General features: G+C 70.0%; 23 protein-coding genes and 3 tRNA genes. 13 read left to right on the top strand and 13 right to left on the bottom strand.

Features of this window, described 5'->3' with window-relative positions:
- The first annotated feature begins 62 nt into the window (after positions 1-62).
- Both MT346_RS13535 and MT346_RS13530 read left to right on the top strand, forming a co-directional pair.
- A tRNA-Ile gene (locus MT346_RS13535) sits at positions 63-139 on the top strand.
- Between the two features lie 53 nt (positions 140-192).
- A tRNA-Ala gene (locus MT346_RS13530) sits at positions 193-265 on the top strand.
- A 628-nt stretch (positions 266-893) separates the two neighbouring features.
- Here MT346_RS13530 and MT346_RS13525 read toward each other — a convergent pair.
- Positions 894-1,469 (bottom strand): DNA helicase, encoded by a 576-nt coding sequence (locus MT346_RS13525; protein ID WP_243563600.1) that lies wholly within the window; start codon positions 1,467-1,469, stop codon positions 894-896.
- 116 nt (positions 1,470-1,585) lie between these two features.
- Between MT346_RS13525 and MT346_RS13520 the strand changes: the two genes are divergently transcribed.
- Together MT346_RS13520 and MT346_RS13515 are read left to right on the top strand one after the other, a co-directional pair.
- On the top strand, positions 1,586-2,125 hold the full coding sequence (locus tag MT346_RS13520; protein WP_243563599.1) for a peptidylprolyl isomerase: 540 nt from the start codon (positions 1,586-1,588) through the stop codon (positions 2,123-2,125).
- Positions 2,126-2,274: 149 nt separating this feature from the next.
- Positions 2,275-2,985, top strand: a complete 711-nt coding sequence (locus MT346_RS13515) for a rhomboid family intramembrane serine protease (protein WP_243563598.1) — start codon at positions 2,275-2,277, stop codon at positions 2,983-2,985.
- A 282-nt stretch (positions 2,986-3,267) separates the two neighbouring features.
- Here the strand turns inward: MT346_RS13515 and MT346_RS13510 are convergent, their stop codons facing one another.
- Entirely contained in the window at positions 3,268-3,522 is a 255-nt protein-coding gene (locus MT346_RS13510) for a cell division protein CrgA (protein ID WP_243563597.1), read from the bottom strand.
- Positions 3,523-3,604: 82 nt separating this feature from the next.
- Between MT346_RS13510 and MT346_RS13505 the strand changes: the two genes are divergently transcribed.
- Positions 3,605-4,249 (top strand): aminodeoxychorismate/anthranilate synthase component II, encoded by a 645-nt coding sequence (locus MT346_RS13505; protein WP_243563596.1) that lies wholly within the window; start codon positions 3,605-3,607, stop codon positions 4,247-4,249.
- Between the two features lie 162 nt (positions 4,250-4,411).
- Here the strand turns inward: MT346_RS13505 and pknB are convergent, their stop codons facing one another.
- The 7 genes from pknB to MT346_RS13470 all read right to left on the bottom strand — a co-directional run bounded on the left by pknB (position 4,412) and on the right by MT346_RS13470 (position 13,545).
- The gene (pknB, locus tag MT346_RS13500) at positions 4,412-6,220 is read right to left on the bottom strand and encodes a Stk1 family PASTA domain-containing Ser/Thr kinase (protein ID WP_308221903.1); all 1,809 of its coding nucleotides are present in this window, start codon (positions 6,218-6,220) and stop codon (positions 4,412-4,414) included.
- A gap of 117 nt (positions 6,221-6,337) precedes the next feature.
- Positions 6,338-8,068 carry a protein kinase gene (locus MT346_RS13495; RefSeq protein ID WP_243563595.1) on the bottom strand — a complete coding sequence of 577 codons (1,731 nt, stop codon included), beginning with the start codon at positions 8,066-8,068 and terminating at the stop codon, positions 6,338-6,340.
- Complete coding sequence (locus tag MT346_RS13490; protein WP_243563594.1) at positions 8,065-9,519, bottom strand: penicillin-binding protein 2; 1,455 nt, start codon at positions 9,517-9,519, stop codon at positions 8,065-8,067. Before MT346_RS13490 ends, MT346_RS13495 begins: the two co-directional genes overlap by 4 nt.
- Positions 9,516-10,964 (bottom strand): FtsW/RodA/SpoVE family cell cycle protein, encoded by a 1,449-nt coding sequence (locus MT346_RS13485; protein WP_243563593.1) that lies wholly within the window; start codon positions 10,962-10,964, stop codon positions 9,516-9,518. Before MT346_RS13485 ends, MT346_RS13490 begins: the two co-directional genes overlap by 4 nt.
- Positions 10,961-12,313, bottom strand: coding sequence for a Stp1/IreP family PP2C-type Ser/Thr phosphatase (locus MT346_RS13480; protein ID WP_243563592.1), 1,353 nt, complete (start codon positions 12,311-12,313; stop codon positions 10,961-10,963). The genes MT346_RS13485 and MT346_RS13480 overlap by 4 nt, the downstream gene beginning before the upstream one ends.
- 6 nt (positions 12,314-12,319) lie before the next feature.
- Complete coding sequence (locus MT346_RS13475) at positions 12,320-12,868, bottom strand: FHA domain-containing protein (protein WP_243563591.1); 549 nt, start codon at positions 12,866-12,868, stop codon at positions 12,320-12,322.
- A complete protein-coding gene (locus tag MT346_RS13470) occupies positions 12,865-13,545 on the bottom strand; it encodes a DUF3662 and FHA domain-containing protein (RefSeq protein WP_243563590.1) in 681 nt (226 codons plus the stop codon). Before MT346_RS13470 ends, MT346_RS13475 begins: the two co-directional genes overlap by 4 nt.
- An 86-nt stretch (positions 13,546-13,631) precedes the next feature.
- Here MT346_RS13470 and MT346_RS13465 point away from each other — a divergent pair.
- The 4 genes from MT346_RS13465 to MT346_RS13450 all read left to right on the top strand — a co-directional run bounded on the left by MT346_RS13465 (position 13,632) and on the right by MT346_RS13450 (position 15,388).
- Positions 13,632-13,718 (top strand) — tRNA-Leu (locus tag MT346_RS13465).
- Positions 13,719-13,804: 86 nt separating this feature from the next.
- The gene (locus MT346_RS13460) at positions 13,805-14,788 is read left to right on the top strand and encodes an NAD(P)-dependent oxidoreductase (protein ID WP_243563589.1); all 984 of its coding nucleotides are present in this window, start codon (positions 13,805-13,807) and stop codon (positions 14,786-14,788) included.
- 19 nt (positions 14,789-14,807) lie between these two features.
- On the top strand, positions 14,808-15,047 hold the full coding sequence (locus MT346_RS13455) for a CopG family transcriptional regulator (protein ID WP_243563588.1): 240 nt from the start codon (positions 14,808-14,810) through the stop codon (positions 15,045-15,047).
- Positions 15,044-15,388, top strand: a complete 345-nt coding sequence (locus tag MT346_RS13450) for a type II toxin-antitoxin system PemK/MazF family toxin (RefSeq protein WP_056120957.1) — start codon at positions 15,044-15,046, stop codon at positions 15,386-15,388. Before MT346_RS13455 ends, MT346_RS13450 begins: the two co-directional genes overlap by 4 nt.
- Before the next feature lie 55 nt (positions 15,389-15,443).
- On the opposite strand, the gene MT346_RS13445 is transcribed toward MT346_RS13450, so the two are convergent.
- Entirely contained in the window at positions 15,444-16,064 is a 621-nt protein-coding gene (locus tag MT346_RS13445; RefSeq protein ID WP_243563587.1) for a TetR family transcriptional regulator C-terminal domain-containing protein, read from the bottom strand.
- 23 nt (positions 16,065-16,087) lie between these two features.
- Complete coding sequence (locus tag MT346_RS13440; protein ID WP_243563586.1) at positions 16,088-17,611, bottom strand: PucR family transcriptional regulator; 1,524 nt, start codon at positions 17,609-17,611, stop codon at positions 16,088-16,090.
- 92 nt (positions 17,612-17,703) lie between these two features.
- On the opposite strand from MT346_RS13440, the gene gabT reads away from it, so the two are divergent.
- From gabT to MT346_RS13425, 3 genes are read left to right on the top strand one after another with little or no spacing between them, the layout of a single operon-like run.
- Positions 17,704-19,062: a 4-aminobutyrate--2-oxoglutarate transaminase gene (gene gabT, locus MT346_RS13435; RefSeq protein ID WP_243563585.1), complete on the top strand. Its 1,359-nt coding sequence runs from the start codon at positions 17,704-17,706 to the stop codon at positions 19,060-19,062.
- Positions 19,059-20,567: an NAD-dependent succinate-semialdehyde dehydrogenase gene (locus MT346_RS13430; RefSeq protein ID WP_243563584.1), complete on the top strand. Its 1,509-nt coding sequence runs from the start codon at positions 19,059-19,061 to the stop codon at positions 20,565-20,567. Before gabT ends, MT346_RS13430 begins: the two co-directional genes overlap by 4 nt.
- Positions 20,564-21,931, top strand: a complete 1,368-nt coding sequence (locus MT346_RS13425; protein WP_243563583.1) for an NAD(P)/FAD-dependent oxidoreductase — start codon at positions 20,564-20,566, stop codon at positions 21,929-21,931. The genes MT346_RS13430 and MT346_RS13425 overlap by 4 nt, the downstream gene beginning before the upstream one ends.
- 58 nt (positions 21,932-21,989) lie before the next feature.
- Here the strand turns inward: MT346_RS13425 and MT346_RS13420 are convergent, their stop codons facing one another.
- A complete protein-coding gene (locus MT346_RS13420) occupies positions 21,990-22,376 on the bottom strand; it encodes a VOC family protein (protein WP_243563582.1) in 387 nt (128 codons plus the stop codon).
- Between the two features lie 282 nt (positions 22,377-22,658).
- Between MT346_RS13420 and MT346_RS13415 the strand changes: the two genes are divergently transcribed.
- Positions 22,659-22,964 carry a helix-turn-helix domain-containing protein gene (locus MT346_RS13415; RefSeq protein ID WP_243563581.1) on the top strand — a complete coding sequence of 102 codons (306 nt, stop codon included), beginning with the start codon at positions 22,659-22,661 and terminating at the stop codon, positions 22,962-22,964.
- Positions 22,965-23,038: 74 nt separating this feature from the next.
- Here MT346_RS13415 and MT346_RS13410 read toward each other — a convergent pair whose 3' ends face one another.
- A complete protein-coding gene (locus tag MT346_RS13410) occupies positions 23,039-24,409 on the bottom strand; it encodes an NAD-dependent succinate-semialdehyde dehydrogenase (RefSeq protein ID WP_243563580.1) in 1,371 nt (456 codons plus the stop codon).
- Positions 24,410-24,532: the final 123 nt, after the last annotated feature.

Here is a 24,532-nt window from a genome sequence, read left to right as displayed (position 1 = left end):
ATGGGGCCGACCGCACGATTTCGCTCCGGCGGGTTCGTGCGCTAGGCTTTCATCCGGTCTGAGGGGCTATAGCTCAGGCGGTTAGAGCGCTTCGCTGATAACGAAGAGGTCCAAGGTTCAAGTCCTTGTAGCCCCACCACGCACAATTCAATCCCAGGTACTGCGGTGCCGCGACTCCCTCGGGGGTCACTCGGGGCCTTAGCTCAGTTGGTAGAGCGCCTGCTTTGCAAGCAGGATGTCGGGAGTTCGATTCTCCCAGGCTCCACTCCCTCGGCGTGAGCGTTGCTCCGCTCGTTCCTCGCTCCGCAACGCTCGGTCGTCGTGCTGGTCTGCGCGCCTCCGGCGCGGTGTGCCTCGTGTGTGCCCGTGCCCTGAGTGGTCGCAACACACCGCTCGGGTTCGCCGAGTGGTCACGACTTGTCGGTGGGGCGTCGGCGGGGCGACGTTCTGTGCCCAGTGGCCGGATGTGAGCGGGGTGTCGTGACCAGTCAGCGCGCGAGGCCGTGACAACACGCGGCCCGTCCGAGCGGTCGCAACACACCGCTCAGCTTCGGCGAGTGGTCACGACTTGTCGTTGGGTCGTCGCCGGAGCGACATGCTGCGACCAGTCGCTGGACGTGAGCGGGGTGTCGTGACCAGTCAGTGCGCGTGTGGCATCGGCGTGTGCCACGCACGTGGCACCGGGCGGGAGGCACGAGGCCAGGCCGCCGCGGGCCTCCTGTTCGGCGCGGCCCGCGTCACGGACCTGCGGCCGACGGATCGGGGCGGGTGAAAGGGCTCGCCGCGGTGCGTCGAGGTCGCACACGCACACGCACACGCACACGGACAGCACCCGTGCCAAGAACGACGAAGGGCCCCGGCGCGTGCCGAGGCCCTTCGTACGAACCGGGAGGTCAGGCGGCGGACTTGTCCGCCGAGTCGGCGTCGTCAGCGACCCACAGGTCGTCGTCGGCGCGGAGCGTCTGGTACGCGGCGTACGCGGCACCAGCGATGGCGACCACCCCGACCACGATCAGCGCGACGCCACCGAAGCCGATGCCCTGCTTCTGGTGACCGGGCGTGTACTTGGCCGCGGCCTTCTTGGCCTGCTTGCCCTTCTTCTGGGCCTTCTTGACGAGCTTCTTGACGCGGGGGTCCTTCGCGAGGTCGCCCACGCTCATGACCGAGCCCGCGGTCGACACCAGTCCGGGGATGACCTCGGTCTGGAACCGGTGCGACGCGGTCTGCGCAGCCGAGGTGGCAGCGTGCACACCGGTTGCGACGGCCGGGCGCACCCCGTTGTCGATCGCGTGCTGGACGCGGGGGGCGATGTCCTTGCGCGCTGCATCGGCGGCGTGCGAGCGGGCATCGGCCAGGATCTCGTTCGCGTGCTCGAGCACCTTGCGCTGCTCGCCGAGGAGCGAGGCGGTCTTGCCCTTGAGCTTCTTGATCTGCTTCCGGCGCTTGCGCGACAGTTCGATCGTCGTCATCTGGTACCTCCATCGGAACGGCGTGCACCCATCCTGCCACCAGGGTGCCTGACAGGTCACAGGGCCGTCCCTGTGCGTCTCGTCTGTACGCAGGTCACACATGCGAGAATCGGAACATGTCTCTGCACACTGCTGTCGCAACGATCCACACGAACAAGGGCGACATCCGCGTCAACCTGTTCGGCAACCACGCACCCAAGACCGTCAAGAACTTCGTCGACCTCGCCACCGGCCAGCAGGAATGGACCCACCCGGGCACGGGCAAGGTGTCGACCGACAAGCTGTACGACGGTGTGGTCTTCCACCGCATCATCAAGGACTTCATGATCCAGGGCGGCGACCCGCTCGGACAGGGCGTCGGCGGCCCCGGCTACCGCTTCGACGACGAGATCTCCCCGGAGCTCACCTTCCAGAACCCCTACATCTTCGCCATGGCGAACGCCGGCATCCAGGGCGGCCGCGGCACCAACGGGTCGCAGTTCTTCATCACGACCGTCGCCACCCCGTGGCTGCAGGGCAAGCACACCATCTTCGGTGAGGTCGCGGACGACGAGTCCCGCGCTGTCGTCGACGCGATCGAGGGCGTCCCCACGGACGGCCGTGACAAGCCGCTCGAGGACGTCGTCATCAACAGCATCGACGTCGAGTCCGTCTGACCCCTGTGACCGATCAGGCGTACAACCCGGCCAACTACTGCTACCGGCACCCAGACCGACAGAGCTTCATCCTGTGCCAGCGGTGCGGGCGGACGATCTGCACGGAGTGCCAGACACCGGCGGCGGTCGGGGTGCACTGCCCTGAGTGCGTGCGCGAGCAGCGTGCGAAGTTCACCGAGAACCGCCGAGCTTCCGGGGCCCCGAACGGGCTGACGGTCGCGCGGCGGCGCTTCGCGATGCTCGACCAGAAGGCGACGATCGTCATCATCGCGGTGTCCGTGCTGATCTGGTTGCTCGACCAGGTCACGCGCGGGTACTTCACCCAGCTGTTGTTCTTCAACGCGGCGTACCTGCCCACCCAGCCGTGGCGCATGGTGACCTCGTTGTTCGTGCACTCGGGCTTCCTGCACATCGCCTTCAACATGTGGGCGGTGTTCATCTTCGGTCGGATGCTCGAGAACATGCTCGGGACCTGGCGCTTCCTGGCGCTGTACTTCCTGGCGGGACTCGGCGGTTCCATGGCCGTCACCCTGATCGCTCCCGGCTCGTCGGTCGTGGGCGCATCAGGCGCGATCTTCGGGCTGTTCGCGGCGTTCTTCATGCTGCAGCGCAGCCTGGGTGGCAATGCCGTCTCACTGCTGGTCATCATCGGTCTGAACCTGGTGATCGGGTTCCTGCCGGGCACCAACATCTCGTGGCAGGCCCACGTGGGTGGGATCGCCGTGGGCTTCCTGACGGGCTACGTCTTCGCCAAGACAAGGAACATCCGTCGACGGAACCTGCAGATCGCGCTGCTCGTCGCCGAAGCGGTGGTCATCATCGCGCTGACCTACGTCGGCTACGCGATCGCCATCGGCTGATCGACCGGCCCCGGCTTCGGCACGGAACGCCCCGCTGCTCTTCGGAGCGGCGGGGCGTTCGTCGTCTGTGGAGAACTCCCTGAGTTACACGCGTGTGATTATCCCCATTGTGGAGAGACCTGTGGACAACTCCGGACCCTGCATGTGGACAGCCGTGTGGAGAACCTGCAGGCCTGTGGAGAACCGGGCCTGACGGCGCAGATCGGTCAGGCAGCCTGTGGGCAGACGACGACGCCCGCCGTACCGAGTGGGTACGACGGGCGTCGGGGGCGCAATCGGCGGTCAGCGCCAGCGCGTGGTCATGAGGAAGCCGATGAACATGATGCCGAAGCCGATCAGGATGTTCCACGAGTTGAGCGTCGGGACCGGCAGGGTGCCCTGGGAGATGTAGAAGATGATGACCCAGGCGAGTCCGATCAGCATGAACCCGAACATGACCGGCTTGAACCACACGGGGTTGGGCTGGTCACCCGCCGTCTCGACCGAGTCGGCTCGGGTCCTCCGGGCGGGCTTGGTGCGGTCCTTGTCCTTGGCCATGGCCGGTATCCTACCGTGAACATGTGTGTGGACGACCCCCGCAGAGTGTCCACACGACCTCCACGAGTACGGTGAACCGACCATGACCAGGATCCTCGTCGTCGACAACTACGACAGCTTCGTGTACACGCTCAACGGGTACGTCCAGCAGCTCGGGGCGCAGACCGACGTCGTCCGCAACGACGCCTTCCCCGAGTCCGAGATCGCCGAGCGCATCGCCGACTACGACGGCGTGCTGCTGTCACCGGGGCCGGGCACGCCCGCTGACGCCGGTGTGTCGATCGCGACCGTCCGTGCGTCGATCGCGGTGGACAAGCCCCTGCTCGGTGTCTGCCTGGGCCACCAGGCGATCGCCGAGGCGCTCGGCGCGACCGTGACCCACGCCGAGGAACTCATGCACGGCAAGACCTCGCAGGTCGACCACGACGACAGCGCGCTGTTCGTGGGTGTCCCGCACCCCTTCACGGCGACGCGGTACCACTCGCTGGCGATCGTCGACGGCACCGTTCCGGACACGCTCACCGTGACGGCACGGACCGAGGGCGGCGTCATCATGGGCGTCCAGCACCAGGACGCCCCCGTCTACGGCGTGCAGTTCCACCCCGAGTCGGTCCTGACCGAGGGCGGCTACCGGATGGTCGGCAACTGGCTCGAGACGGCGGGCCTGTCGGGTGCCGCCGAGCGCGCCGCGGGCCTCGGCCCGCTCATCGCCGCCCACCACGCCTGACGCGCGGCGTTCCGGTCGCTGGACCCCCAGTGTCCTGCCCGCCTTGAGCGCTCCCACCTGCGCTCCCACCTGTCGGACAGGAGGCGCGTGGCGGGCGACCCCGGGCCTCCCGTCCGGTGGGTGACCGGTCCGGAAGCCGCAGCGGATGAGCGGGCCAGCGGTTCAGTTGCCGTTGTCGCCGGTGTCGCCGGCGTTCCCGCCGCTGTCGCCACCAGGACTCGGAGCCTGCGTGGCCGGTGCGCTGGGACGGACTGACGCAGCGCAGTAGGTCAGGACGACCGTGCTGCCCTGGGCGATGTCGCCGGCGGGCTGGTCCTGCTGCGACACGAGGCCACCGGTGCAGGCGTACGACGGCTGCTGCTTGACGGTCAGGCCGAGGTTCGCGAGTGTCGAGTTCGCGGTCGCGATCGGCTGCTGCGAGACGTCCGGCAGCTGCACCATGCCGTTGGACACCGTCAGGTTGACCACGGTGCCCTTCGTGAGCGACGTGCTGGCGGCGGGGTCGGTGCTGAGCACGGTGCCTTCCGGGACGGACGGCGAGTAGTCGGTGTTGATCGCACCGACCTCGAAGCCGGCGGCTTTCAGTGCACTCTGGGCCGCGTCCTGCGTCTGGTTCGCGACGTCGGGTACGGCCACCTGTTCCGGGCCGAGCGAGACGACCAACCGGATGTTCTGCTTGCGGGCGACGTTCGTGCCGGAACCCGGTTCGGTCCGGATGACGGATCCCTTGTCGACGTCGTCCGAGTTCTCGTCGACACGAACCGGCACCAGGTCCTTCTGTTCGAGGGCCTTGCTGGCCGAGTCGTAGGTGGCACCGACGACGTTCGGCACACTGACCGACGACGACACCGGTGCCTGGCCCGGCTGCAGGTTGGCGACCCAGAAGACGACCCCGGCGATCACGGCCACCGCCACCAGGATGCCGACCCAGATCCACGCGACCGGCGGGCGGTTCTGCGTGCGTTGCGGGCGGTGTTCCTGCGTGTCGTCGAGTTCACGGAAGGCGACCTCGGGGTTGGAGGTCGTGCGCGGGTTCACGCCGAAGAGCATGGTCGACGCATCGTTCGCGCGCTGCTGCTGCAGCTTCTTGGTCGACGCCGGGACGTGCCCGGCGCCGGCCTGCTCGAGGTCGCGGCGGAACTCGGCGGCGTTCTGGAACCGGCGGGTGCGGTCCTTGACCAGGGCGTGCAGCGTGACGGCATCGATCGCCGGCGAGACCGACGGGGTGATCGTGGACGGGGCGACCGGCTGTTCGCTGACGTGCTGGTAGGCGACCGCGACGGGCGAGTCACCGAGGAACGGTGGGCGTCCGGTCAGGAGCTCGAACAGGACGATGCCCGTCGAGTACAGGTCGGTGCGCGCGTCGACCGTCTCGCCGCGGGCCTGCTCCGGCGAGAAGTACGAGGCGGTGCCCAGGATCGAGGTGGTCTGCGCGACCGTCGCCGAGGTGTCCGTGATGGCCCGGGCGATCCCGAAGTCCATCACCTTGACCTGTCCGGTCTGCGTGACCATGACGTTGGCGGGCTTGATGTCGCGGTGCACGACGCCGGCGCGGTGGGAGTACTCGAGCGCGGTGAGGATGCCGCTCGTGATGCGCACGGCTTCGTCGGACTCGACGGGCCCGTCGGCGATGACGTCGCTGAGGGGTCGACCCTCGACGAACTCCATCACGATGTACGGCACCTGGACCTCGGCGCCGGACGGCTCGGTGACGGTCTCTTCGCCGGCGTCGTAGACACGGACGATCGTCGGGTGGGCCATCCGGGCGGCCGCCTGCGCTTCTTGACGGAAGCGGGTGCGGAACGCCGGGTCGTTGGCCAGGCTCGGCTTGAGCAGCTTCACGGCGACACGACGACCGAGTCGTGTGTCCTGCCCGACGTGCACGGTGGCCATGCCGCCCCGACCGATGACGTCACCGATCTCGTACCGGTTGGCGAGGAGCGTGATCCCCGCGGTCACACCTTCTGGCACGTACTCCTCCGAATGTCCGTCGGGGGCAAGTGTACGACAGGGCTCCCTGGTGAGACGCTGGCGACGAGGCCGCCCACACCAACCGTTACCGGAACGGTGTGGACGACCCCGACGTCGTCAGTTGCCGTCCTGCGGTCCGCCGGTCTGCGTGGCGCCGCCGGTGGGCTCGCCGGACGGCTGCTGGACGGTCCAGGTCGCGGTGGCGGCGTCGGAGTTCTCGGACGCCGTGAGCGACCCGCAGGTCACGTTGTACACGAACGAGACCTCGGACCCGGCAGCGTCGGCCTGGATGTTGACCGCGGTCGACGACGTGTCGCCGGACGTGGCACCCGAGCTGTCCTTGCCGCCGGTCACGGTCCACGAGTACTTGCTGACCGTGTACCCGGTCGGGCAGGTCGCGGCCGACCAGCTGAACGTCACCGCTCCGCTGGACGACACCGTGCCCGCCGACGGCGTGTTCGGCTTGTTGACCGTCGGGGGTGCCGTGTACTCGCGCAGGGTGATGAGCGTGCCCGGGGCCACGCTGCCGGTCGGGGTGATGGACTGCACCGTGTTGGCCTGTGCGGCCGACGGGGCGGTGTCGCCGTCCTCCACGGTGACCTCGAGGCCGAGCGCGCGCAGGGCGGTCTGCGCCTCGGCGGTGTTGCGGCCGACGTAGTCGCTCTGGTTGATGAACAGGCGGTCCGGCGTGGGTGTCTGGCTGGGCGTCCGGCTGGGCGTCTGGCTGGCGCTCTTGGACGGGCTCGGCGCGGGGTCGGCGTTGCCGTTCGCGAACACGACCGCGGCGATCACGGCACCGGCGATCACGAGGATGCCTGCCGCGACCACCCACCAGATCCAGGCGCGCTTCTTCTTCGGTTCGTCGTCCGCGGGGGCTGCCGGCGAACTCGGCGTCCGAGGGACACCACCGACCGTGGAACCGGCCTGGGTGCCGATGAGCGCGGTCGCGGCGTCGTTGCCCTGCGGGGGGTTGAACGCCACCGTGCCGGCACCACCGAGTGCGGGCACCGCCACGGTCGCGGCCGCGACGTCACCGCGACGGAGCGCCTGCGCCGCCCGCGCCAGGTTGGCTGCGGTGGCCGGACGGTCGGCCGGCTTCTTCGCGATGCAGGACATCACCAGCGCGGCGACCGGCTCGGGGATGTCCCCGGGGAGCGCCGGCGGCTGCTCGTTGATGTGGGCCATCGCGATCGCGACCTGCGACTCGCCCGTGAACGGACGGCGTCCGGCCAGGCACTCGTACGCGACGATGCCGAGCGAGTACACGTCGGTCGACGGCGACGCCGGGTGTCCGCTCGCCTGTTCGGGCGACAGGTACTGGACCGTGCCCATGACCTGACCGGTCGCGGTGAGCGGCACCTGGTCGGCGATGCGGGCGATGCCGAAGTCGGTGATCTTGACGCGGCCGTCCGGCGTGATCAGCAGGTTGCCCGGCTTGATGTCGCGGTGCACCAGGCCGACCGCGTGGGCAGCCTGCAGCGCGTTCGCCGTCTGCGCGACGATGTCCAGGACCTTGTCGACCGGCAGCGTGTGCTCACGCTCGATCATGGTGGAGAGCGCCTCACCGGGCACGAGCTCCATCACGAGGTAGGCGCTGCCGTCCTCTTCGCCGTAGTCGAAGACGTTGGCGATGCCCTCGTGGTTGACGAGCGCGGCGTGACGGGCCTCGGCGCGGAAGCGCTCGAGGAACCCGGGGTCGCCGAGGTACTCGTCCTTGAGGATCTTCAGGGCGACGGTGCGTCCGATGACGAGGTCGGTCGCCTGCCACACCTCTCCCATGCCGCCGATGGCGACCCGGGACGAGAGCTGGTACCGCCCACCGAAGGTGAGTCCGCTGGTGGGTCTCATTTGTTCAGCACCGCCTCCATGACGTTCTTCGCGATCGGGGCCGCGACCGTGTTGCCGACGCCGGACTGTCCGCGTCCGCCGCCGTTGCCGACGACGACCGCGACGGCCACCTCCGGGTCCTTCGCGGGCGCGAACCCGGTGAACCAGAGGGTGTACGGGTCGCCCGTGCCGTTCTCGGCAGTCCCTGTCTTGCCGGCGACGTCGACCCCGTCGATCTTCGCATTGGTTCCGGTCCCCGCGTTCACGACGCTCTGCATCGCCTCGGTCAGGTCAGCTGACTCTGAGGACGAGAGCGGGTCGCTGTACTGCTTCGGGGAGAACGACTCGACGGTCTTCAGGTCGCTCGTGGTGATCGAGTCGATGAGCGAGGGCTGCATGACCTTGCCGCCGTTGGCGATGCCCGCGGACACCATGGCCATCTGGAGCGGCGACACACGGACGCTGCCCTGGCCGAACGCGCTGAGCATGAGTTGCGCCGTCGAGTCGACCTCGGGGTACTGGCTGGCGGTGGCCTTCATCGGGACCTCGATCGCGTCGCCGAACCCGTACTTGTCCGCCATCGCCTTGATCGTGTCGTACCCGAGCTTCTGCCCGAGTTCCGCGAAGGGGATGTTGCACGAGTTCTGGATGGCGGTCCGCAGCTTGACGGTGTCGCCGCCGCCGCACGAGCCGCCCTCGGCGTTGTTGATGTAGCTGCTGGTCTGCGGGAGCTGCAGGCGTGACGGGTTCGGGAACTCGGAGTCGAGCGTGTACTTGCCGCCCTGCAGGGCAGCGGACGCCACGACGAGCTTGAAGACCGACCCGGGCGTGTAGAGGTCGCCACCGATGGCACGGTTCTGCAGCGGGGTCGGGGACTGTCCCAGCAGCGCGTCGTACTGCGCCTTGACCTTCGCGGTGTCGTGCGACGTGAGCGAGTTCGGGTCGTAGTCGGGCTTCGACACCATCGCGAGGATCTTGCCGGTCTTCGGCTGGATCGCGACGACGGCCCCCGTGTTCGACCCGAGGGCGTCGTAGGCGGCCTGCTGCACGTCCGGGTCGATCGTCAGGTTGACGTTGTCGCCCTGCACGTCCTGCCCGGTCAGGATCGAGTTGAGGTTCTGGAAGAACGAGTCGTCCGAGTTGCCGGACAGCACGGTGTTCTCGGCGCTCTCGATGCCGGTGTTGCCCTGGCCGATCGTGAAGTACCCCGTGACGGCCGAGTACAGCGCGCCGTTGGAGTACTTGCGCTGGTACTTGTACTGGTCGTCGACGGCGGTGGACTCGGCGATCGGGGTGCCGTTGACCAGGATGGCGCCGCGTTTGTTCGAGTAGCTGTCGAGGATGGTCCGCGAGTTGCGCGGGTCGGCGCGCAGCGAGTCGGCGGCGAAGAACTGGATCGAGGTCGTCGACACGAAGAGTGCGACGAACATGAGCACGATGACCGTGGAGACGCCACGGAGCTGGCGTTTCATCGACGCTCCTTCCTGGTCCGCCCGCGAGCGGCCTTGCGGTCGTTGGTGCGCAGGCCACCGCGCTCGGAGAGCACGCGCTGTTCAGCGGGGATCGAGTCGGTCAGCCGCAGCAGCATCGCGGCGATGATCCAGTTGGCCACCAGGGACGAACCACCCGCGGCCATGAACGGGGTCGTGAGTCCGGTCACGGGGATGATCCGCGTGATGCCGCCGACGACGACGAAGACCTGCAGGGCGATCGTGAAGCCGAAGCCGATGCCGAGCAGCTTGCCGAAGTCGTCCTGCGCCATGAAGCCGACCCGGATGCCACGCGACACCAGGACGATGAACAGCGCCAGGATCGCGAAGACACCGATCAGACCGAGCTCCTCGCCCAGCGACGAGAGGATGTAGTCGGCGTTGGCCACGGGCGTGATGTACGGGCGGCCCTGGCCGAGTCCGGTGCCGGTGATGCCGCCGTTGGCGAAGCCGAACAGGCCGTTCACGAGTTGGTAGCTGGCCTGCGTGTCGGCGTAGTAGACCGAGTTGGCGAAGGGGTTCAGCCACTGCTCGAAGCGGCCCTGCACGTACTCCAGCACACTGGCTGCGGCGAGGGCGCCGCCGACGAACAGGGCCAGGCCGATGAGCACCCAGCTCAGGCGGGCGGTCGCGACGTAGATCATCACGAGGAACAGGCCGAAGTAGAGCAACGCGGTGCCGAGGTCGCGCTGGAACACCAGCACGCTCATCGCCACGCCCCACACGATCAGGATCGGGCCCAGGTCGCGGCCGCGGGGGAAGGTCATGCCGAGGAACTTCTTGCCCACGATCGACAGACTGTCGCGCGCGGTCACCAGGTACCCGGCGAAGAACAGCGCCATCGTGATCTTGGCGAGCTCACCGGGTTGGAACGAGAACGGGCCGAGCCGGATCCAGACGCGGGCACCGCCGATGTTCTGGCCGATGCCGGGCAGCATCGGCAGGAGCAGCAGCACGATCGTCAGGAACATGAAGATGTACCGGTACCGCTGCAGGAACCGGTGGTTCCGCACGAGGACGACCGTCAGGATCGCGAAGACCATGGCGAGCAGGGTCCAGACGATCTGCTTGACGCCGATCGCGTTCCACCCGGTCAGGGCGTTGTGGACGTCGATGCGGTAGATCTCGGCGATCCCGATGCCGTTGAGCACCAGTGCCACCGGCAGGATGAACGGGTCGGCGTTCTTCGCGACGATCCGCAGCACCACGTGCATCACGAGCGCCAGGCCGAGGATCGCCGAGCCCGCCCAGAGCACGGACGTGTCGAACAGTCGGCCCTTGGTGCCCAGCTCGACGAGCACCAGGGCACCGGCGCAGATGCCGCATGCGATGACGAGCAGCACGAGCTCGAGGTTGCGCGCGCGCGCCGGCTCGCGCAGCTTGATCGTGATCGCCTGTGTCAGCGACGGGGAGGTCGTGGTGGTCACTTCGCAGCCCCCGACGTCGAGGACGGCGACGGTGACGGGCTGGGGGTCGGTGAGGACGACGAGCCGCCGGAGCCACCGGTGCCGCTCTGGTCCTGTCCGGTGCGGGCCGCGGTGCGCAGGCGGTCCACGATGTCCCGCGCGTCGTCGAGCGACTGCGCGTTGATCGTCGAGCGGACGTTCTCCCTGGTGTACTCGGGCAGGTCGGAGACCTCGATGCCGGAGTCCTCGTACACGTCGGACAGTGCGACCGGGCCGATCTGCTGTTGCACGCCCTTGTAGATCGCGACCTGGCCGCGGTCCGAGCCCACGTAGTAGTGGTCCTGCACGATGCGCCAGCCCAGGAACACGGCACCGACCAGGGCGGCGACGGCGAGCACGAGCGCGATCGTCCACGTGATGCGACGGCGGACCCGGCGACGGCGGTCCTCGGCGATGAGCTCGGCGAAGTACTGGTCGCTCTCCGGTTCGAAGTGCGAGTCCTCGGGGGCGGTGGTGACCTTGAGCGGGTGCAGCAGGATCGTGGGGAGGCGGATCGGCTTCCGGCCGGTCGATGCCTCGAAGGTGAGCGGAGCGGCGGCAGACCCGACCGTGGTGGCGGCATCGTCGTCGTCCTCGGCGGAGACGGCGTCGGTGACGTCCATCGCCACCACCGTGACGTTGTCCGGCGCCCCGTGGTCGAGGGTCTCCTTGACCAGGCGCTGGGTCACCTGGTTGGCGTCCATGTTCGACGCCATCGCATGTCGGATGCGCTCCTCGGCCAGGTACGACGACAGCCCGTCGGAGCAGAGCAGCCACCGGTCGCCCGGGCGGATGTCCATGATCGCGGTGTCGACCTCGGGCGCCGCGTCGACGTCGCCGAGCACGCGCATCAGGACGGATCGGCGCGGGTGGACCGCCGCTTCTTCTGGGGTGATGCGGCCGCTGTCGACCAGGCGCTGGACGAAGGTGTGGTCGGAGGTGATCTGCTGCAGTTCGCCGTCGCGGAACCGGTAGATGCGCGAGTCGCCGATGTGGGCGATCGCGATCTGGTCGCCGACGCGGATCATCGCGCTGACGGTCGTGCCCATCCCGGTGAGTTCCTGGTGCTCGAACACCGTCTCGGTGATCAGCTGGTTCGCCGCGATCAGGGCCGACTGCAGGGCGAACTCGGCGTCGTGCGCGGACGGGAACTCGCGGTCGACCTCGCGGATGCGGCGGATCGCGATCGCCGAGGCGACGTCACCCCCGGCGTGTCCGCCCATGCCGTCGGCCACGGCGAAGAGGTGTGCGCCGGCGTACCCGGAGTCCTGGTTGTTCGCGCGGATGCGCCCCACGTGGGACACAGCGGCGCTCAGCGTGCGAGCCGTCATCCGGGCCTACCGCCGCAGCTCGAACGTCGTCGTCCCGATCGTGATCGGCGTCCGCTCCGCGACGGTCACGGGGGCCGTCACCTTCTGCCCGTCGATGAACGTGCCGTTCGTCGACTCGAGGTCGATGACCACCCAGCCGGACGACTGCAGTTCGAGCCGTGCGTGGTGCGTGGACGTGTAGTCGTCGCGGATCACGACGTTGCTCTCGCTGGAGCGCCCGATCGTGATCGGTCCGCGGCCGAGCGGCATCTCCATGCCCTCGCGGGCACCCTCGGTGATGACCAGGCGGGTGGCGACGTCGGTGGCGGTCTGCTGCGGGCTGGAGCGGCCCTGCTCGATGAGCTCCGTGAACGCGCCCGCACCGCCTGCAGGGGCAGCAGCGGGGATCGTCGGGGTCGTCGGTCCCGCGGGCGCGCCCTTGGGATCGGTGGGGATCGTCCGCACGCGCTGGCCGAACAGGTCGCTGCGCAGAGCGAAGACGATCACGAAGACGAAGAGCCACAGCACCGCGAGGAACGCGAAGCGCAGCACGAGCAGTGTCAGCCCTGTGGTCATCGCGCACCTCCGTCGTTCTCCGGGATCACCCGGAACACCATACGGGTACGACCGATCTCGATGGTGGAGTCCGGCTCGACGATCGCCTGGTCGAAGCGTTCGCCGTTCAGTTTCGAGCCGTTCGTGGACCCGAGGTCGTTGGCCTGCGCGTGCTTGCCGTCCCACAGGACCTCGACGTGCTTGCGGCTGGTCCCGGTGTCCGCGACGGTGATGTCCGCGTCGGTCCCGCGACCGATGACGGTGCGCCCGCGGTGCAGTCGGTGCCGCTGCGAACCGATGTCGAGGACGGCGACCCAGGCGACGTCGCGCTGCACCGTGGTGGAGTCGATCTGCAGGATCCCGGTGGAGAGCGTGCCGTCCTGCTGCAGGCGGATGGTGACCGGACCGGAGAACGAGTAGTTCTGGGCGACGGCGTGTTGCTGCACCATCTGGGTGAGCTCGTCGATGAGCGGCCGGCCGACGTCGTTCATGCGCGTGCAGTCCGGCGGCGCCAGGCGCACGGTGAACTCGTTCGGCACCAGGATGCGGTCGCGCGAGACCACCGCGGCCTTGGTGTCGAGCTCGCGTCGGAGCGCGCTCGAGATCTCCACCGGCTGCACACCGGAGCGGAAGGTCTTGGCGAACGTGCCGTTGACGGCGCGCTCCAGCCCCCGCTCGAAGCTGTCCAGCAGTCCCATGGGTCTCCCACGTCTCGGGTCGATGACCTCTGCATGGTAGTCGGCGTCAGCTGGGGCAGTCTGTGCGTGGTAGTGTTCTGTGGCTGGCGCGAGTGGCGGAATTGGTAGACGCGCACGGTTCAGGTCCGTGTGCTGGAAACGGCGTGGGGGTTCAAGTCCCCCCTCGCGCACCAGAGCCTGACGGAAGTCAGGCAAGCAACGACAAGGCCCCCGGGAATCCCGGGGGCCTTCGTCGTTCCTCGCGCCTACGGTGGGCCGCATGAGCAACAGCAAGCGCGTCGTGGTCATCGGCGGAACCGGACACATCGGCACGTTCCTGGTCCCGCGGCTCGTCCGCGCCGGACACGACGTCGTGAACGTCAGCCGCGGATCGCGGCGTGCGTACGCGGACGCGCCGGAGTGGGAGCGGGTCGAGCAGGTCGTCGCGGACCGCGAGCAGGAGGACCGCGACGGCACGTTCCCCGACCGTGTCGCCGACCTGCGGCCGGACGTCGTCGTCGACCTGGTCTGTTTCACGCTCGAGTCGGCCACGGCACTGGTCGACCGGCTGCGCGGATCGGACGTCCACCTGCTGCACTGCGGCTCGATCTGGCGCGCGGGCCCGAGCCAGGTGCTGCCGATCACCGAGGAGAACGCCACGCCGCCGGTCGGCACCTACGGCGTCGAGAAGGACCGCATCGCCCGGATGCTCAAGCAGGAAACCACCGATGGTGGTGTCGTCACGACGTCGTTGCACCCCGGTCACATCAGCGGCCCGGGCTGGGCGCCGATCGGACCGGTCGGCAACCTCGACCCGTCCGTGTGGCACACGCTGGCCGCCGGCGAGACGCTCGCGATCCCCGGCATCGGGACGGAGACGATGGCGCACGTGCACGCCGACGACGTCGCGCAGGCCTTCGCGCTGGCCGTCGAGCACCGCGACGCCGCTGCCGGCCAGGACTTCACGGTGGTCGCACCGGACGCCCTGAACGTCCGTGGGTACGCGGCGCTCGCCGCGTCGTGGTTCGGCCAGGAGGCCCGGCTGGAGTCCGTCTCGTGGGACCGGTTCCGCGAGACGTGCGACCAGGACGCCGCCGGCGCGAGCTGGGACCACCTGTCGCGCAGTCAGGTGTTCAGCATCGACAAGGCACGACGGCTGCTCGGCTACGAACCGCGGTACACGGCCGGCGAAACCGTGGAGTCGGCGGTCCGCTGGCTCGTCGAGCACGGCGAGCTCGACGTCCCGGCCTTCCCGGTGCAGTGATACCGGTTATACTCAGCGCATGAAGAAGGCCATCTCGGTTCCGGACGCCGACTTCGAACGATTCGAACGCGTGGCGCGTGCCCACGGCATGAACCGCTCAGAGTTCTACCGGACCGCGGCCGCACGGTTCGCGGACCAGCTCGAGGGGACGTCCGAGCTCACGGCACTCGCGGACGCTGCGCTCGCGAAGGCCCGAGATGACGACGACCTGTTCGTGCGGCAGAACGAGCGGCTCCGGTCCGAAGGGACGACCTGGTGATCGAACGGGGCGACGTGGTGTGGGCCGACTTCGGTTCTCCTCGCGGCTCGGAGCCCGCGAAGGTGCGTCCGTGCGTGGTCCTGCAGGCCGACTGGCTGACGGCGTCATCGATCCAGACGGTCCTGACGGTTCCGCTCACCTCGAACACCGCGCTCGAGCAGTTCCCCGGCAACGTGCTGGTGCCCCCGGGCTCGTCCGGTCTCGACCGTGACTCGGTGGCGAACGTCACACAGGTCGGACCCGTGAGTCGGGAGTTCCTCGACCCGCACCCGGTCGGCATGCTCCCCGCCTACCTGCTCGGACAGGTCGAGGCGGGGGTCCGACTCGTCCTCGGTGTCTGACCGCGGACGGGAGGCCCGTGGCGGCGGTGATCCGCGCCTCCAGTCCGCCTGCTGGTCACCCGTCGGACGTCAGCCGCTCCGCCGGAAGACCGACGGCTCCGGCGACGGTGCGGACGACCAGGTCGTCGCGCTCCGCGCGCGACCGGTGGCCGACCAGGGCGTAGCCGTTCGCGGCGTCCACCAGGGCGAAGAGCAGGAACGCGACACGGTCGGGGTCGTCGGTGTGCATCGACCCGGCAGCGACGCCGTCCGCGACGACCTGGCTGGCGAGCTCCTGCCACGCGCCCATCACGGCGCGGGCGGCGTCGGCGAGCTGCGGGTTCGAGCGGCCGATGCTCCAGGCGTCGGCCCAGATCGTCCCGACGTCGTCGCGTCGGGGGTCGTTGACGGCGGCGAGCAGTGCTCGGAGCCGGTCGACCGGGTCGTGTTCGGCGATGACGACCTGGCGGACCTCGGCGACCTCGTCGGTGGCGACGGTGCGGAACGTGTCGGCGACCAGGGCCTTGATGGCCGGGCGGTAGTGGGCCACGAGTGACGGTGCGACGCCGACCGATGCGGCGACGGTGCGCAGCGTGAGTCCCGCGAGCCCGTCGGCGCGGGCGAGGGCCACGGCGGCGGCGTCGATCTGCGCGGACCGTTCCTCGGGCGACAGGCGACGGCGGGGCGGGGTGGGCACGGGGACAGCCTAGGCAGGGGCGCTCAGCCGGTGGGCAGGGCGACGAACGCGGCCCACACGTCGGCGCGGGTGGCGAACCGGCCGAGGTCGCGGTGGAGCAGCCTGCCGGCGTGTTCGACCCGGGCGCGTGCGGTGTGCCGGTGGATGCCCAGGACCTGCGCGGTCCGGTCGTACTCGCAGTCCTGCTCGAGCCAGGTGCGGACGGTCCGGGTCAGGTCCGAACCAGCGGCGGCGTCGTGGTCGGTCAGGGGCGCGAGGAAGGCCGCTGCGACGTCCGCGGCATCGGTGTGTGCGAGGTGCGCCAGGACGCCGTCGCGTGCCAGCTCGGCGAACGCCACCAGGCCGGGACGACCCTCGCGGGAGCGTCCGAGGGCCAGGACGGACTGGGCGCGGGCGCGGCCGAAGGAGCCGTAGGACGTGTCGTCCGACAGCCCGGCGTGCAGGTCCCATCGCTCGGTCAGTGCCCGGACGGTGTCGAGTCCGGCATCGTCCGCGCCGACGCACAGGAACAGGTCGTCGTCGACGGCGAAGAACAGGTGACCGGGGCGGTCCTGCACCCAGAGCTCGAGGAGGTCGACCACGGCATCGCGGTCGCCGTCCTCGACGTGGACGGCGGCCACCCGGACGGGTTCGGCGGGCAGGGGACCCCAGAGCTCGCGCGACGTGGTCGCCACCACGTCGGGGTTGCCGGACGACAGCATCGTCAGCAGCCCGGTGCGCAGCAGGCCCCGGGCGCGTCCGAGCTCCCGGTTCTGCTGCAGGGCCAGGCCGGCCAGGGCGATGACCGCGGTCACGACCTCGCGGCCGGCGTGGTCGAGCGTGCCGGTGGCGATGGCGAGGATCCCGTCCAGGTGCCCTCCGGAGCCCAGGGTCTGCAGTGTGAAACCTCCTGAGGTGGTTCGTACCGGCAGGCTCGCCCGGTGCCCGCCGCGCAGGAGTCGGGCACTCTCCGTCCGCAGCTGGTCGACCTGGTCGGCGGTGATGCCGTCGGGCGGGAACGCCCGGTCGAGCCGCCCGGAGACGTCCAGCAGGCCCACCCAGCAGTCGAGCTGCCGGGACAGCTCGGCGAGCGTGGCACCCAGGCCGTCGGGGCGCATCGCCGCGAACGAGATGGCGCGCTGCGCGGCGAGTGCCCAGGCGTCGCGCGCGTTCGCGTCCTTGGCGGCGGTCTCCGCGTTCGCCTGCGCGACCTGGATGAACGAGGTGGCGTACGGCACCTCGAACAGCGGCAGGCCGTGGGCGCGGCACGCTCCGACCAGGGCGTCCGGGGTGCCGGCGCGGACGACCTCGGTACCGAAGCCGAGCGCCACGACACCGTGGTCGGTCAGGCGGCGGACGTAGTCGTCGGCGACCGTCCGGGGGACCTCGGCGTCGGCACCGAACTGGGTGCCCGTGGTCAGCAGTGCCTGGCCCGCGGTCAGGAACGGCGTGGGGTCGGGCAGGTCGGAGCTGTGCAGCCAGGCGATGGTGTCGTCCTGGCTCGTGCCGGTCAGCAGGCGGAGCCCGAGGTCGCGCCGGGCGAGCAGGGAACGCAGGGTGGCGGGCATGGCGTCACTGTATCCGCCGTGGCGATCGGTACTGCAGGTGGTGTACACGGTGGACGGTGGGCGGTCGGTGCGTGGGCTCCTACGATCGCCGCATGTCCTCCACAGCAGTGCACCCCACCACGACCACCGGCGGACCGGGTCTGGCGCAGGAACGCCGTCTCGTCACGGCGGTCCCCGGCCCGCGGTCCACGGAACTGCTGGCACGCAAGGCCGCGGCCGTACCGACGGGGGTGGGTGTCGCTGTGCCGATCGCCGTCGTGGCCGCTGGCGGCGGCGTCGTGGTCGACGCGGACGGCAACTCGCTCATCGACCTCGGTTCGGGGATCGCCGTGACCTCGGTCGGCAACGCCCACCCCGGTGTCGTCGCCGCGGTCACCGCGCAGGCAGCAGCGTTCACGCACACGTGCTTCACCATCGCCGCCTACGACGGGTACGTCGAGGTCGCCGAGGCCCTCAACCGCCTGACCCCGGGCGACCACGACAAGCGGACAGCGCTGTTCAACTCCGGCGCCGAAGCCGTCGAGAACGCGGTGAAGATCGCCCGCAGCCACACCGGGCGACAGGCGGTCGTGGTGTTCGACCACGCGTACCACGGTCGGACGAACCTGACGCTGGCGCTCACCGCCAAGAACCAGCCCTACAAGAGCGGCTTCGGCCCGTTCGCCCCCGAGGTCTACCGCGTGCCGATGTCGTACCCGTACCGCGACGGCCTGTCCGGCGCCGAGGCGGCGAGGCGGGTGATCAGCCAGATCGAGAAGCAGGTCGGGGCCGAGAACACCGCGGCGGTGCTGATCGAGCCGATCCAGGGCGAGGGCGGCTTCGTCGTGCCCGCCCCGGGCTTCCTGTCGGCGCTCGCCGCATGGGCCCGGGCGAACGACGTGGTGTTCATCGCGGACGAGGTGCAGACCGGGTTCGCCCGCACCGGCGCGATGTTCGCCAGCGACCACGAGGGCGTCGTGCCGGACATGGTGACCACCGCGAAGGGCATCGCGGGCGGCCTGCCCCTGTCCGCCGTGACCGGCCGCGCCGACATCATGGACTCCCCGCAGGTCGGCGGCATCGGCGGGACCTACGGCGGCAACCCGATCGCGTGCGCGGCCGCCCTGGCAGCGATCGACGCGTTCGAGCACGACGGCCTGGTCGAGCGCGCGCAGGAGATCGAGGCCATCGTCGTCGACACCCTCCGTCGGGCCCAGGCGGACGACCCGCGCATCGGCGACGTCCGGGGTCGCGGGGCGATGATCGCGATGGAGCTCGTCGACCCGGCGACCGGCGATCCCGATCCGGGACTCACCGGACGGGTCGTGCGGTACGCCTTCGAACACGGGGTGATCGCCCTGACCGCGGGCACGTACGGCAACGTGCTGCGCTTCCTGCCGCCGCTCGCGATCGACGACGCACTGCTGGCCGAGGGCCTGGGCGTCGTGCTGGAAGGACTGGCCCAGGCATGAGCGCCACCACCGAACACGACCTGCTGTCCCGCGTCCCCACCGGGCTGTTCATCGACGGCTCGTGGCAGCCGTCGTCGGACGGAGCCACCTTCGCCGTGCACGACCCGTCGACCGGCGCGGTGCTGGCCGACGTGGCGAGTGCGACCGCTGCCGACGGGATCCGCGCGCTGGACGCCGCCGACCGAGCCCGCGCCGACTGGGCTGCGACCGCGCCCCGGAAGCGCGGGGAGCTGCTGCGTGCCGCGTTCGACCTGCTGCAGGAGCGCCGTGACGACTTCGCGCTGCTGATGACCCTGGAGATGGGCAAGCCCCTGGCCGAGGCGAACGGCGAGGTCACCTACGGCGGCGAGTTCCTGCGCTGGTTCTCCGAACAGGCAGTCCGGATCGGCGGCTCGTACAGCACGAACCCCGAGGGCACCGGTCGCGCGATCGTCTCGCACAAGCCCGTCGGTCCCGCGTACCTGATCACGCCGTGGAACTTCCCGCTCGCGATGGCGACGCGGAAGATCGCCCCCGCGCTGGCCGCCGGCTGCACGGTGGTCGTCAAGCCCGCCGAGCTCACGCCGCTGACCACGCTGCTGTTCGTCGACCTGCTGCGCGAGGTCGGCGTGCCCGACGGGGTGGTCAACGTCGTGCCGACCGCTTCCGCCGCGGCGGTGTCCGAACCCGTCATCGGCGACCCGCGGCTGCGGAAGCTGTCGTTCACCGGCTCGACGCCCGTCGGTCGGACCCTGCTCGCGCAGGCCTCGGCGAACGTCCTGCGCACCAGCATGGAACTCGGCGGCAACGCCCCGTTCCTGGTGTTCGCGGACGCCGACCTGGACGAGGCCGTGACCGGTGCGCTCGCCGCGAAGTTCCGGAACACCGGACAGGCCTGCACCGCCGCCAACCGGTTCATCGTGCACCAGGACGTCGCCGAGGAGTTCGCGCGCCGCGTCACCGAGCGCGTGCAGGCGATGCGCGTCGGCCGTGGCACCGAGGACGGGGTCGCGATCGGCCCCCTCATCGACGACCGCGCCGTGGCCAAGGCCGAGCGCCTGGTCGCGGACGCCGTGTCCCGTGGTGCCGTGGTGCGGACCGGCGGGCACGCCGTCGACGGCCCGGGCACGTTCTTCGAGCCCACGGTCCTGACCGACGTGCAGCCGGGCAGCGAGATCCTGCGTGGCGAGATCTTCGGCCCGGTGCTCGCGATCAGCACCTTCGCCACCGACGACGAAGCCGTCCGCGCGGCCAACGACACCGAGTACGGTCTCGTGGCGTACGCCTTCACCGAGGACCTGGCCCGTGGGCAGCGTCTGATGGAGCGGCTCGAGACCGGCATGCTCGGCCTCAACACCGGGGTCGTGTCGAACGCCTCGGCACCGTTCGGCGGGGTCAAGCAGTCCGGCGTCGGGCGTGAGGGCGCTGCCGAGGGCATCGCCGAGTACCTCGAGACGATGTACACGCTGACGCCGGACCCGTTCCGGCAGCGCACCACCACGAGCGGACAGGGAGCACAGCGATGACCGAGAGCGACGTCGTCATCATCGGAGCCGGGGTCACCGGGCTGATCGCCGCGACCCGCCTGCGGGCCGAGGGCCGGACCGTCACCGTGCTCGAGGCCCGCGACCGGGTCGGCGGCCGCACGTGGACCGACGACATCCACGGCGTCGCGCTCGAGATCGGCGGTCAGTGGGTCTCCCCGGACCAGACCGCCCTGCTGGAGACCCTCGACGAACTCGGGCTGGACACGTACGACCGGTACCGCGAGGGGTCCAGCGTGTACGTCGACGCGGACGGCACCCGCACCGAGTACACCGGCGACGTCTTCCCGCTGCCGCAGGCCACGGCGGACGAAATCGAGCGGCTGGTGTCCGTCATCGACGGGTACGTCGCCACGGTCGACCCCGCCGAGCCGTGGAACGCCCCCGACGCCAGGCAGCTCGACGAGACGAGCTTCCGCGCGTGGCTGCACGGCCTGAGCGACGACCGGGTCGCGACCGACAACGTCGAGCTGTTCATCGCCGGCGCGATGCTCACCAAGCCCGCCCATGCCTTCTCGGCGCTGCAGGCGCTGCTGATGGCCGCGTCGGCCGGCAGCTTCGCGAACCTGGTCGACGCCGACTTCATCCTCGACAAGCGCGTCGTGGGCGGGCTGCAGCAGGTCTCCGAACGGCTCGCCGAGCAGCTCGGCGACGCCGTGCACCTGAACGCGCCCGTGCGGACGCTCCGCTGGACCGAGGACGGCGTGGTGGCGCTCGCCGACGGAGGCATCGAGGTGCACGCGAAGCAGGCCCTGGTCGCGGTCCCGCCGCCCCTGTACACCCGGATCACGTTCGAGCCGCCGCTGCCCCGCCGCCAGCACCAGCTGCACCAGCACCTGTCGATGGGCTTCGTCATCAAGGTGCAGGCCGTGTACGACCGGCCGTTCTGGCGCGAGGCCGGGCTGTCCGGCACCGCGTTCAGCCCGTACGAGCTCGTCCACGAGGCCTACGACAACACGACGCACGGCTCGGCACAGGGCGCCATCGTCGGCTTCGTGTCCGACGAGCACGCCGACGCGGTGTTCGCGTTGCCGGCGGAAGAGCGCAGGGCCCGCATCCTGGCATCGCTCGTGGACTACTACGGTCCTCAGGCGGCCGACCCCGTCGTCTACCACGAGAGCGACTGGGGGACCGAGGAGTGGACCCGGGGTGCCTACGCCGCGAGCTTCGACCTGGGTGGGCTCGCCCGGTACGGCGCCGACCAGCGCGCTGCCGTCGGTCCGATCCGGTTCGCGTCGAGTGACCTGGCCGGCGCCGGGTACCAGCACGTCGACGGTGCGGTCCGCATCGGCCGGCAGGTCGCCGCCGAGATCGAAGCGGCGCTGCCGCAGCACGCCGCGCTGTAGTCGCGACCACGCCACGGACACCAGGCCCGATGCCAGCTGGCACCGGGCCTGGTGTCCGTCAACCGGCGACGATCTCCGCCTTGAAACCGGCGGAGTTCTCCAGCCACCCGGCGTAGTGGTCCGGGCCGCCGGCTCGCGGGTATCGGTCCTGGTAGAGCGGTTGCCATCCGTGTGCTGGCGCCGCGGCCATGACGTCGTTGACGGCCGTCGGCGAGCCAACAGCGAAGGCGATGTGGTTCACACCGGGTGCTCGCCGATCGTGCGTGCTGCCGGTGAGGTTCGGCGAGGTGGTCACCGTCAGGTACGACCCACCGGCAGTCCAGCTCGCGCCCTCGGGCCAGGACGCGCTCTGGTCGAAGCCGACGTGCTCCAGCAGCCAGCCCCACTCGGTCAGCGCGATCGGAAGGTCCGCGACCCAGACTTCGACGTGATGGAACCCGGACACCGGGCCAGTCTGGCAGCAGTGTCGCCCGGTCGCGCGGCGTGTGGATCGTCCTGGCAGCGGTGATTGCAGCTCAGACCCCACAGGGTCTCGCCTTCGACACGGAACGGCGGGCGATCCTGTTGGTCGCTGACGACAAGACCGGCGACTGGACGGGTGGTACGACAGGAACATCCCCCGTGCCGACGACCTCTTCGACGGACACCTCGAAGCGCTGGCACGGCGCCGGTCGGTCGCTCCGTCGAAGGGCAAGAAGAACAAGAACCCGAAGGGAAGTCGATCACGATGGCCAAGTCACTCAAGGACTTCCTCGCCGAGCACCCGGTCGATCGTGCACGCGTCGAGGCACACAAGGACCAGATGCTCGCCGAGGTGCGCGCACATCACCTCCGTGAACTCCGAGAACTCGCGGGACTCACGCAGGCGCAACTCGCAGACCGGATCGGCGTCGGCCAGCGACAGGTCTCGAAGATCGAACACGGTGATCTGGACAACGCCAAGGTCGGAACGCTCCGCAGTTACCTCGAGGCGGTCGGAGGCGCCCTGGTCCTCGAGTACGTGACCGGAGACTCGCGTATCCAGGTGACCTGACGGCTCCACGAGACGGACAGGAGGCCCGGTGCCAGCTGGCACCGGGCCTCCCGTCCGTCGTGGGTTGCGGTCCGTCAGCCGATGCGGACGAGCTTCTTGTTGACGAACTCGTCGGCCCCCAGGGGGCCGAGCTCGCGACCGAAACCGCTCGCCTTGACACCGCCGAACGGCAGTTCCGGGCTGTCCGCGCCGACGATGTTGACGTAGACCATGCCCGCCTCGATGCGGTCGGCGACGCGGAGTGCTTGGTCGGCGTCGGTCGTGAACAGGTACGAACCGAGGCCGTAGGGCGTGTCGTTGGCCAGTCGCACCGCGTCGTCCTCGTCCGTGACGCGGTACACGGCGGCGACGGGGCCGAAGAACTCCTCGCGGTACGCGTCGTTGTCGGGGGTGACGCCCGTCAGGACGGTCGGGGTGAAGGCGTTGCCGGTGCGCTCGCCGCCGGTCACGACCGTGGCGCCCTGGGCGGTCGCGGCGTCGAGCTGCTGCTGCAGCCGGTCGGCGGCGGCGGGCGACGACAGCGGGCCGAGTTCCGCCCCCGGGGTGGTGGGGTCGGTCGGGGCGACCGCGGCCATGGCGGTGGTGAACTTCGCCAGGAAGTCGTCGTACAGGTGGTCGGCCACCAGGAAGCGCTTGGCGGCGTTGCAGACCTGACCGTTGCCCTCGAGCCGGGTCATGACCGCGGACTCGACGACGGCGTCGAGGTCGTCCGTCGACAGCAGGATGAACGGGTCCGAGCCGCCGAGTTCCAGCACCACCTTGGTCAGGTTCCGGCCGGCGATCTCGGCGACGGCGGCACCCGCGCGGGCGGAACCAGTGAGGGAGACGCCGTGCACGCGGCGGTCGGCGATGACGTCGGCGACCTGGTCGTTCGACGCGAAGACGTTCGTGTAGGCGCCGGTCGGGAAGCCGGCGTCGGTGAAGACCTGCTCGACGGCCAGGGCCGACTCGGGGCACTGCGGGGCGTGCTTCAGCAGGACCGTGTTGCCGATGAGCAGGTTGGGGCCGGCGAACCGGGCGATCTGGTACGCCGGGAAGTTCCACGGCATGATCCCGAGCAGCACGCCGACCGAGGACTTCCGGATGAAGGCGCTGCCCTCGGCCCCGGCCGCCAGGGTGATGGGCTGGTCGGCGAGGAACTCCTCGGCGTGGTCGGCGTAGTAGTCGTAGATGTCGGCGCAGAAGTCGACCTCGCCCAGGGCCTGGTCGATCGGCTTCGCCATCTCGCGCACGATCGTCGCGGCGAGGTCCTCGCGCCGTTCGCGGTACAGCTCGGCGACGCGGTGCAGCAGCGCAGCGCGGTCGGCGACGGTGCTGGTGTCCGCGGCGTGCGCACGGTCTGCGACGGTGATCGCGTCGCGCAGGGCCTCGTCGGTGATCGTGGGGAAGGTGCGCAGCACCTCGCCGCTGGTCGGGTCGGTGACGGCGTAGATGGTGTCGCTCATGGTGCCTCGTCTGCTCAGTGGTCGACGGTCGTGCCCGAACCCTACCGACGGGCGCGTTCGGCGTGGCCTCGCCGCCGAGTACAGCGACGAACGTGGACATGGACGCGGTGGCGATCGCCGGCG

The sequence above is a fragment of the Curtobacterium sp. VKM Ac-2922 genome, assembly GCF_022815645.1.
Lineage (GTDB): Bacteria > Actinomycetota > Actinomycetes > Actinomycetales > Microbacteriaceae > Curtobacterium.
The sequence above is the reverse complement of the archived record's forward strand: the minus strand, read 5'-3'. Positions and strand labels throughout refer to the sequence as shown.

Coding starts and splice junctions, on each gene's coding strand:
- MT346_RS13495 (WP_243563595.1), bottom strand. CDS start 8,068: ATGAGACCCACCAGCGGACTCACCTTCGGTGGGCGGTACCAGCTCTCG.
- MT346_RS13415 (WP_243563581.1), top strand. CDS start 22,659: ATGGCCAAGTCACTCAAGGACTTCCTCGCCGAGCACCCGGTCGATCGT.
- MT346_RS13505 (WP_243563596.1), top strand. CDS start 3,605: ATGACCAGGATCCTCGTCGTCGACAACTACGACAGCTTCGTGTACACG.
- MT346_RS13510 (WP_243563597.1), bottom strand. CDS start 3,522: ATGGCCAAGGACAAGGACCGCACCAAGCCCGCCCGGAGGACCCGAGCC.
- MT346_RS13455 (WP_243563588.1), top strand. CDS start 14,808: ATGAAGAAGGCCATCTCGGTTCCGGACGCCGACTTCGAACGATTCGAA.
- MT346_RS13460 (WP_243563589.1), top strand. CDS start 13,805: ATGAGCAACAGCAAGCGCGTCGTGGTCATCGGCGGAACCGGACACATC.
- MT346_RS13520 (WP_243563599.1), top strand. CDS start 1,586: ATGTCTCTGCACACTGCTGTCGCAACGATCCACACGAACAAGGGCGAC.
- MT346_RS13470 (WP_243563590.1), bottom strand. CDS start 13,545: ATGGGACTGCTGGACAGCTTCGAGCGGGGGCTGGAGCGCGCCGTCAAC.
- MT346_RS13410 (WP_243563580.1), bottom strand. CDS start 24,409: ATGAGCGACACCATCTACGCCGTCACCGACCCGACCAGCGGCGAGGTG.
- MT346_RS13480 (WP_243563592.1), bottom strand. CDS start 12,313: ATGACGGCTCGCACGCTGAGCGCCGCTGTGTCCCACGTGGGGCGCATC.
- MT346_RS13425 (WP_243563583.1), top strand. CDS start 20,564: ATGACCGAGAGCGACGTCGTCATCATCGGAGCCGGGGTCACCGGGCTG.
- gabT (WP_243563585.1), top strand. CDS start 17,704: ATGTCCTCCACAGCAGTGCACCCCACCACGACCACCGGCGGACCGGGT.
- MT346_RS13430 (WP_243563584.1), top strand. CDS start 19,059: ATGAGCGCCACCACCGAACACGACCTGCTGTCCCGCGTCCCCACCGGG.
- MT346_RS13440 (WP_243563586.1), bottom strand. CDS start 17,611: ATGCCCGCCACCCTGCGTTCCCTGCTCGCCCGGCGCGACCTCGGGCTC.
- MT346_RS13475 (WP_243563591.1), bottom strand. CDS start 12,868: ATGACCACAGGGCTGACACTGCTCGTGCTGCGCTTCGCGTTCCTCGCG.
- MT346_RS13525 (WP_243563600.1), bottom strand. CDS start 1,469: ATGACGACGATCGAACTGTCGCGCAAGCGCCGGAAGCAGATCAAGAAG.
- MT346_RS13490 (WP_243563594.1), bottom strand. CDS start 9,519: ATGAAACGCCAGCTCCGTGGCGTCTCCACGGTCATCGTGCTCATGTTC.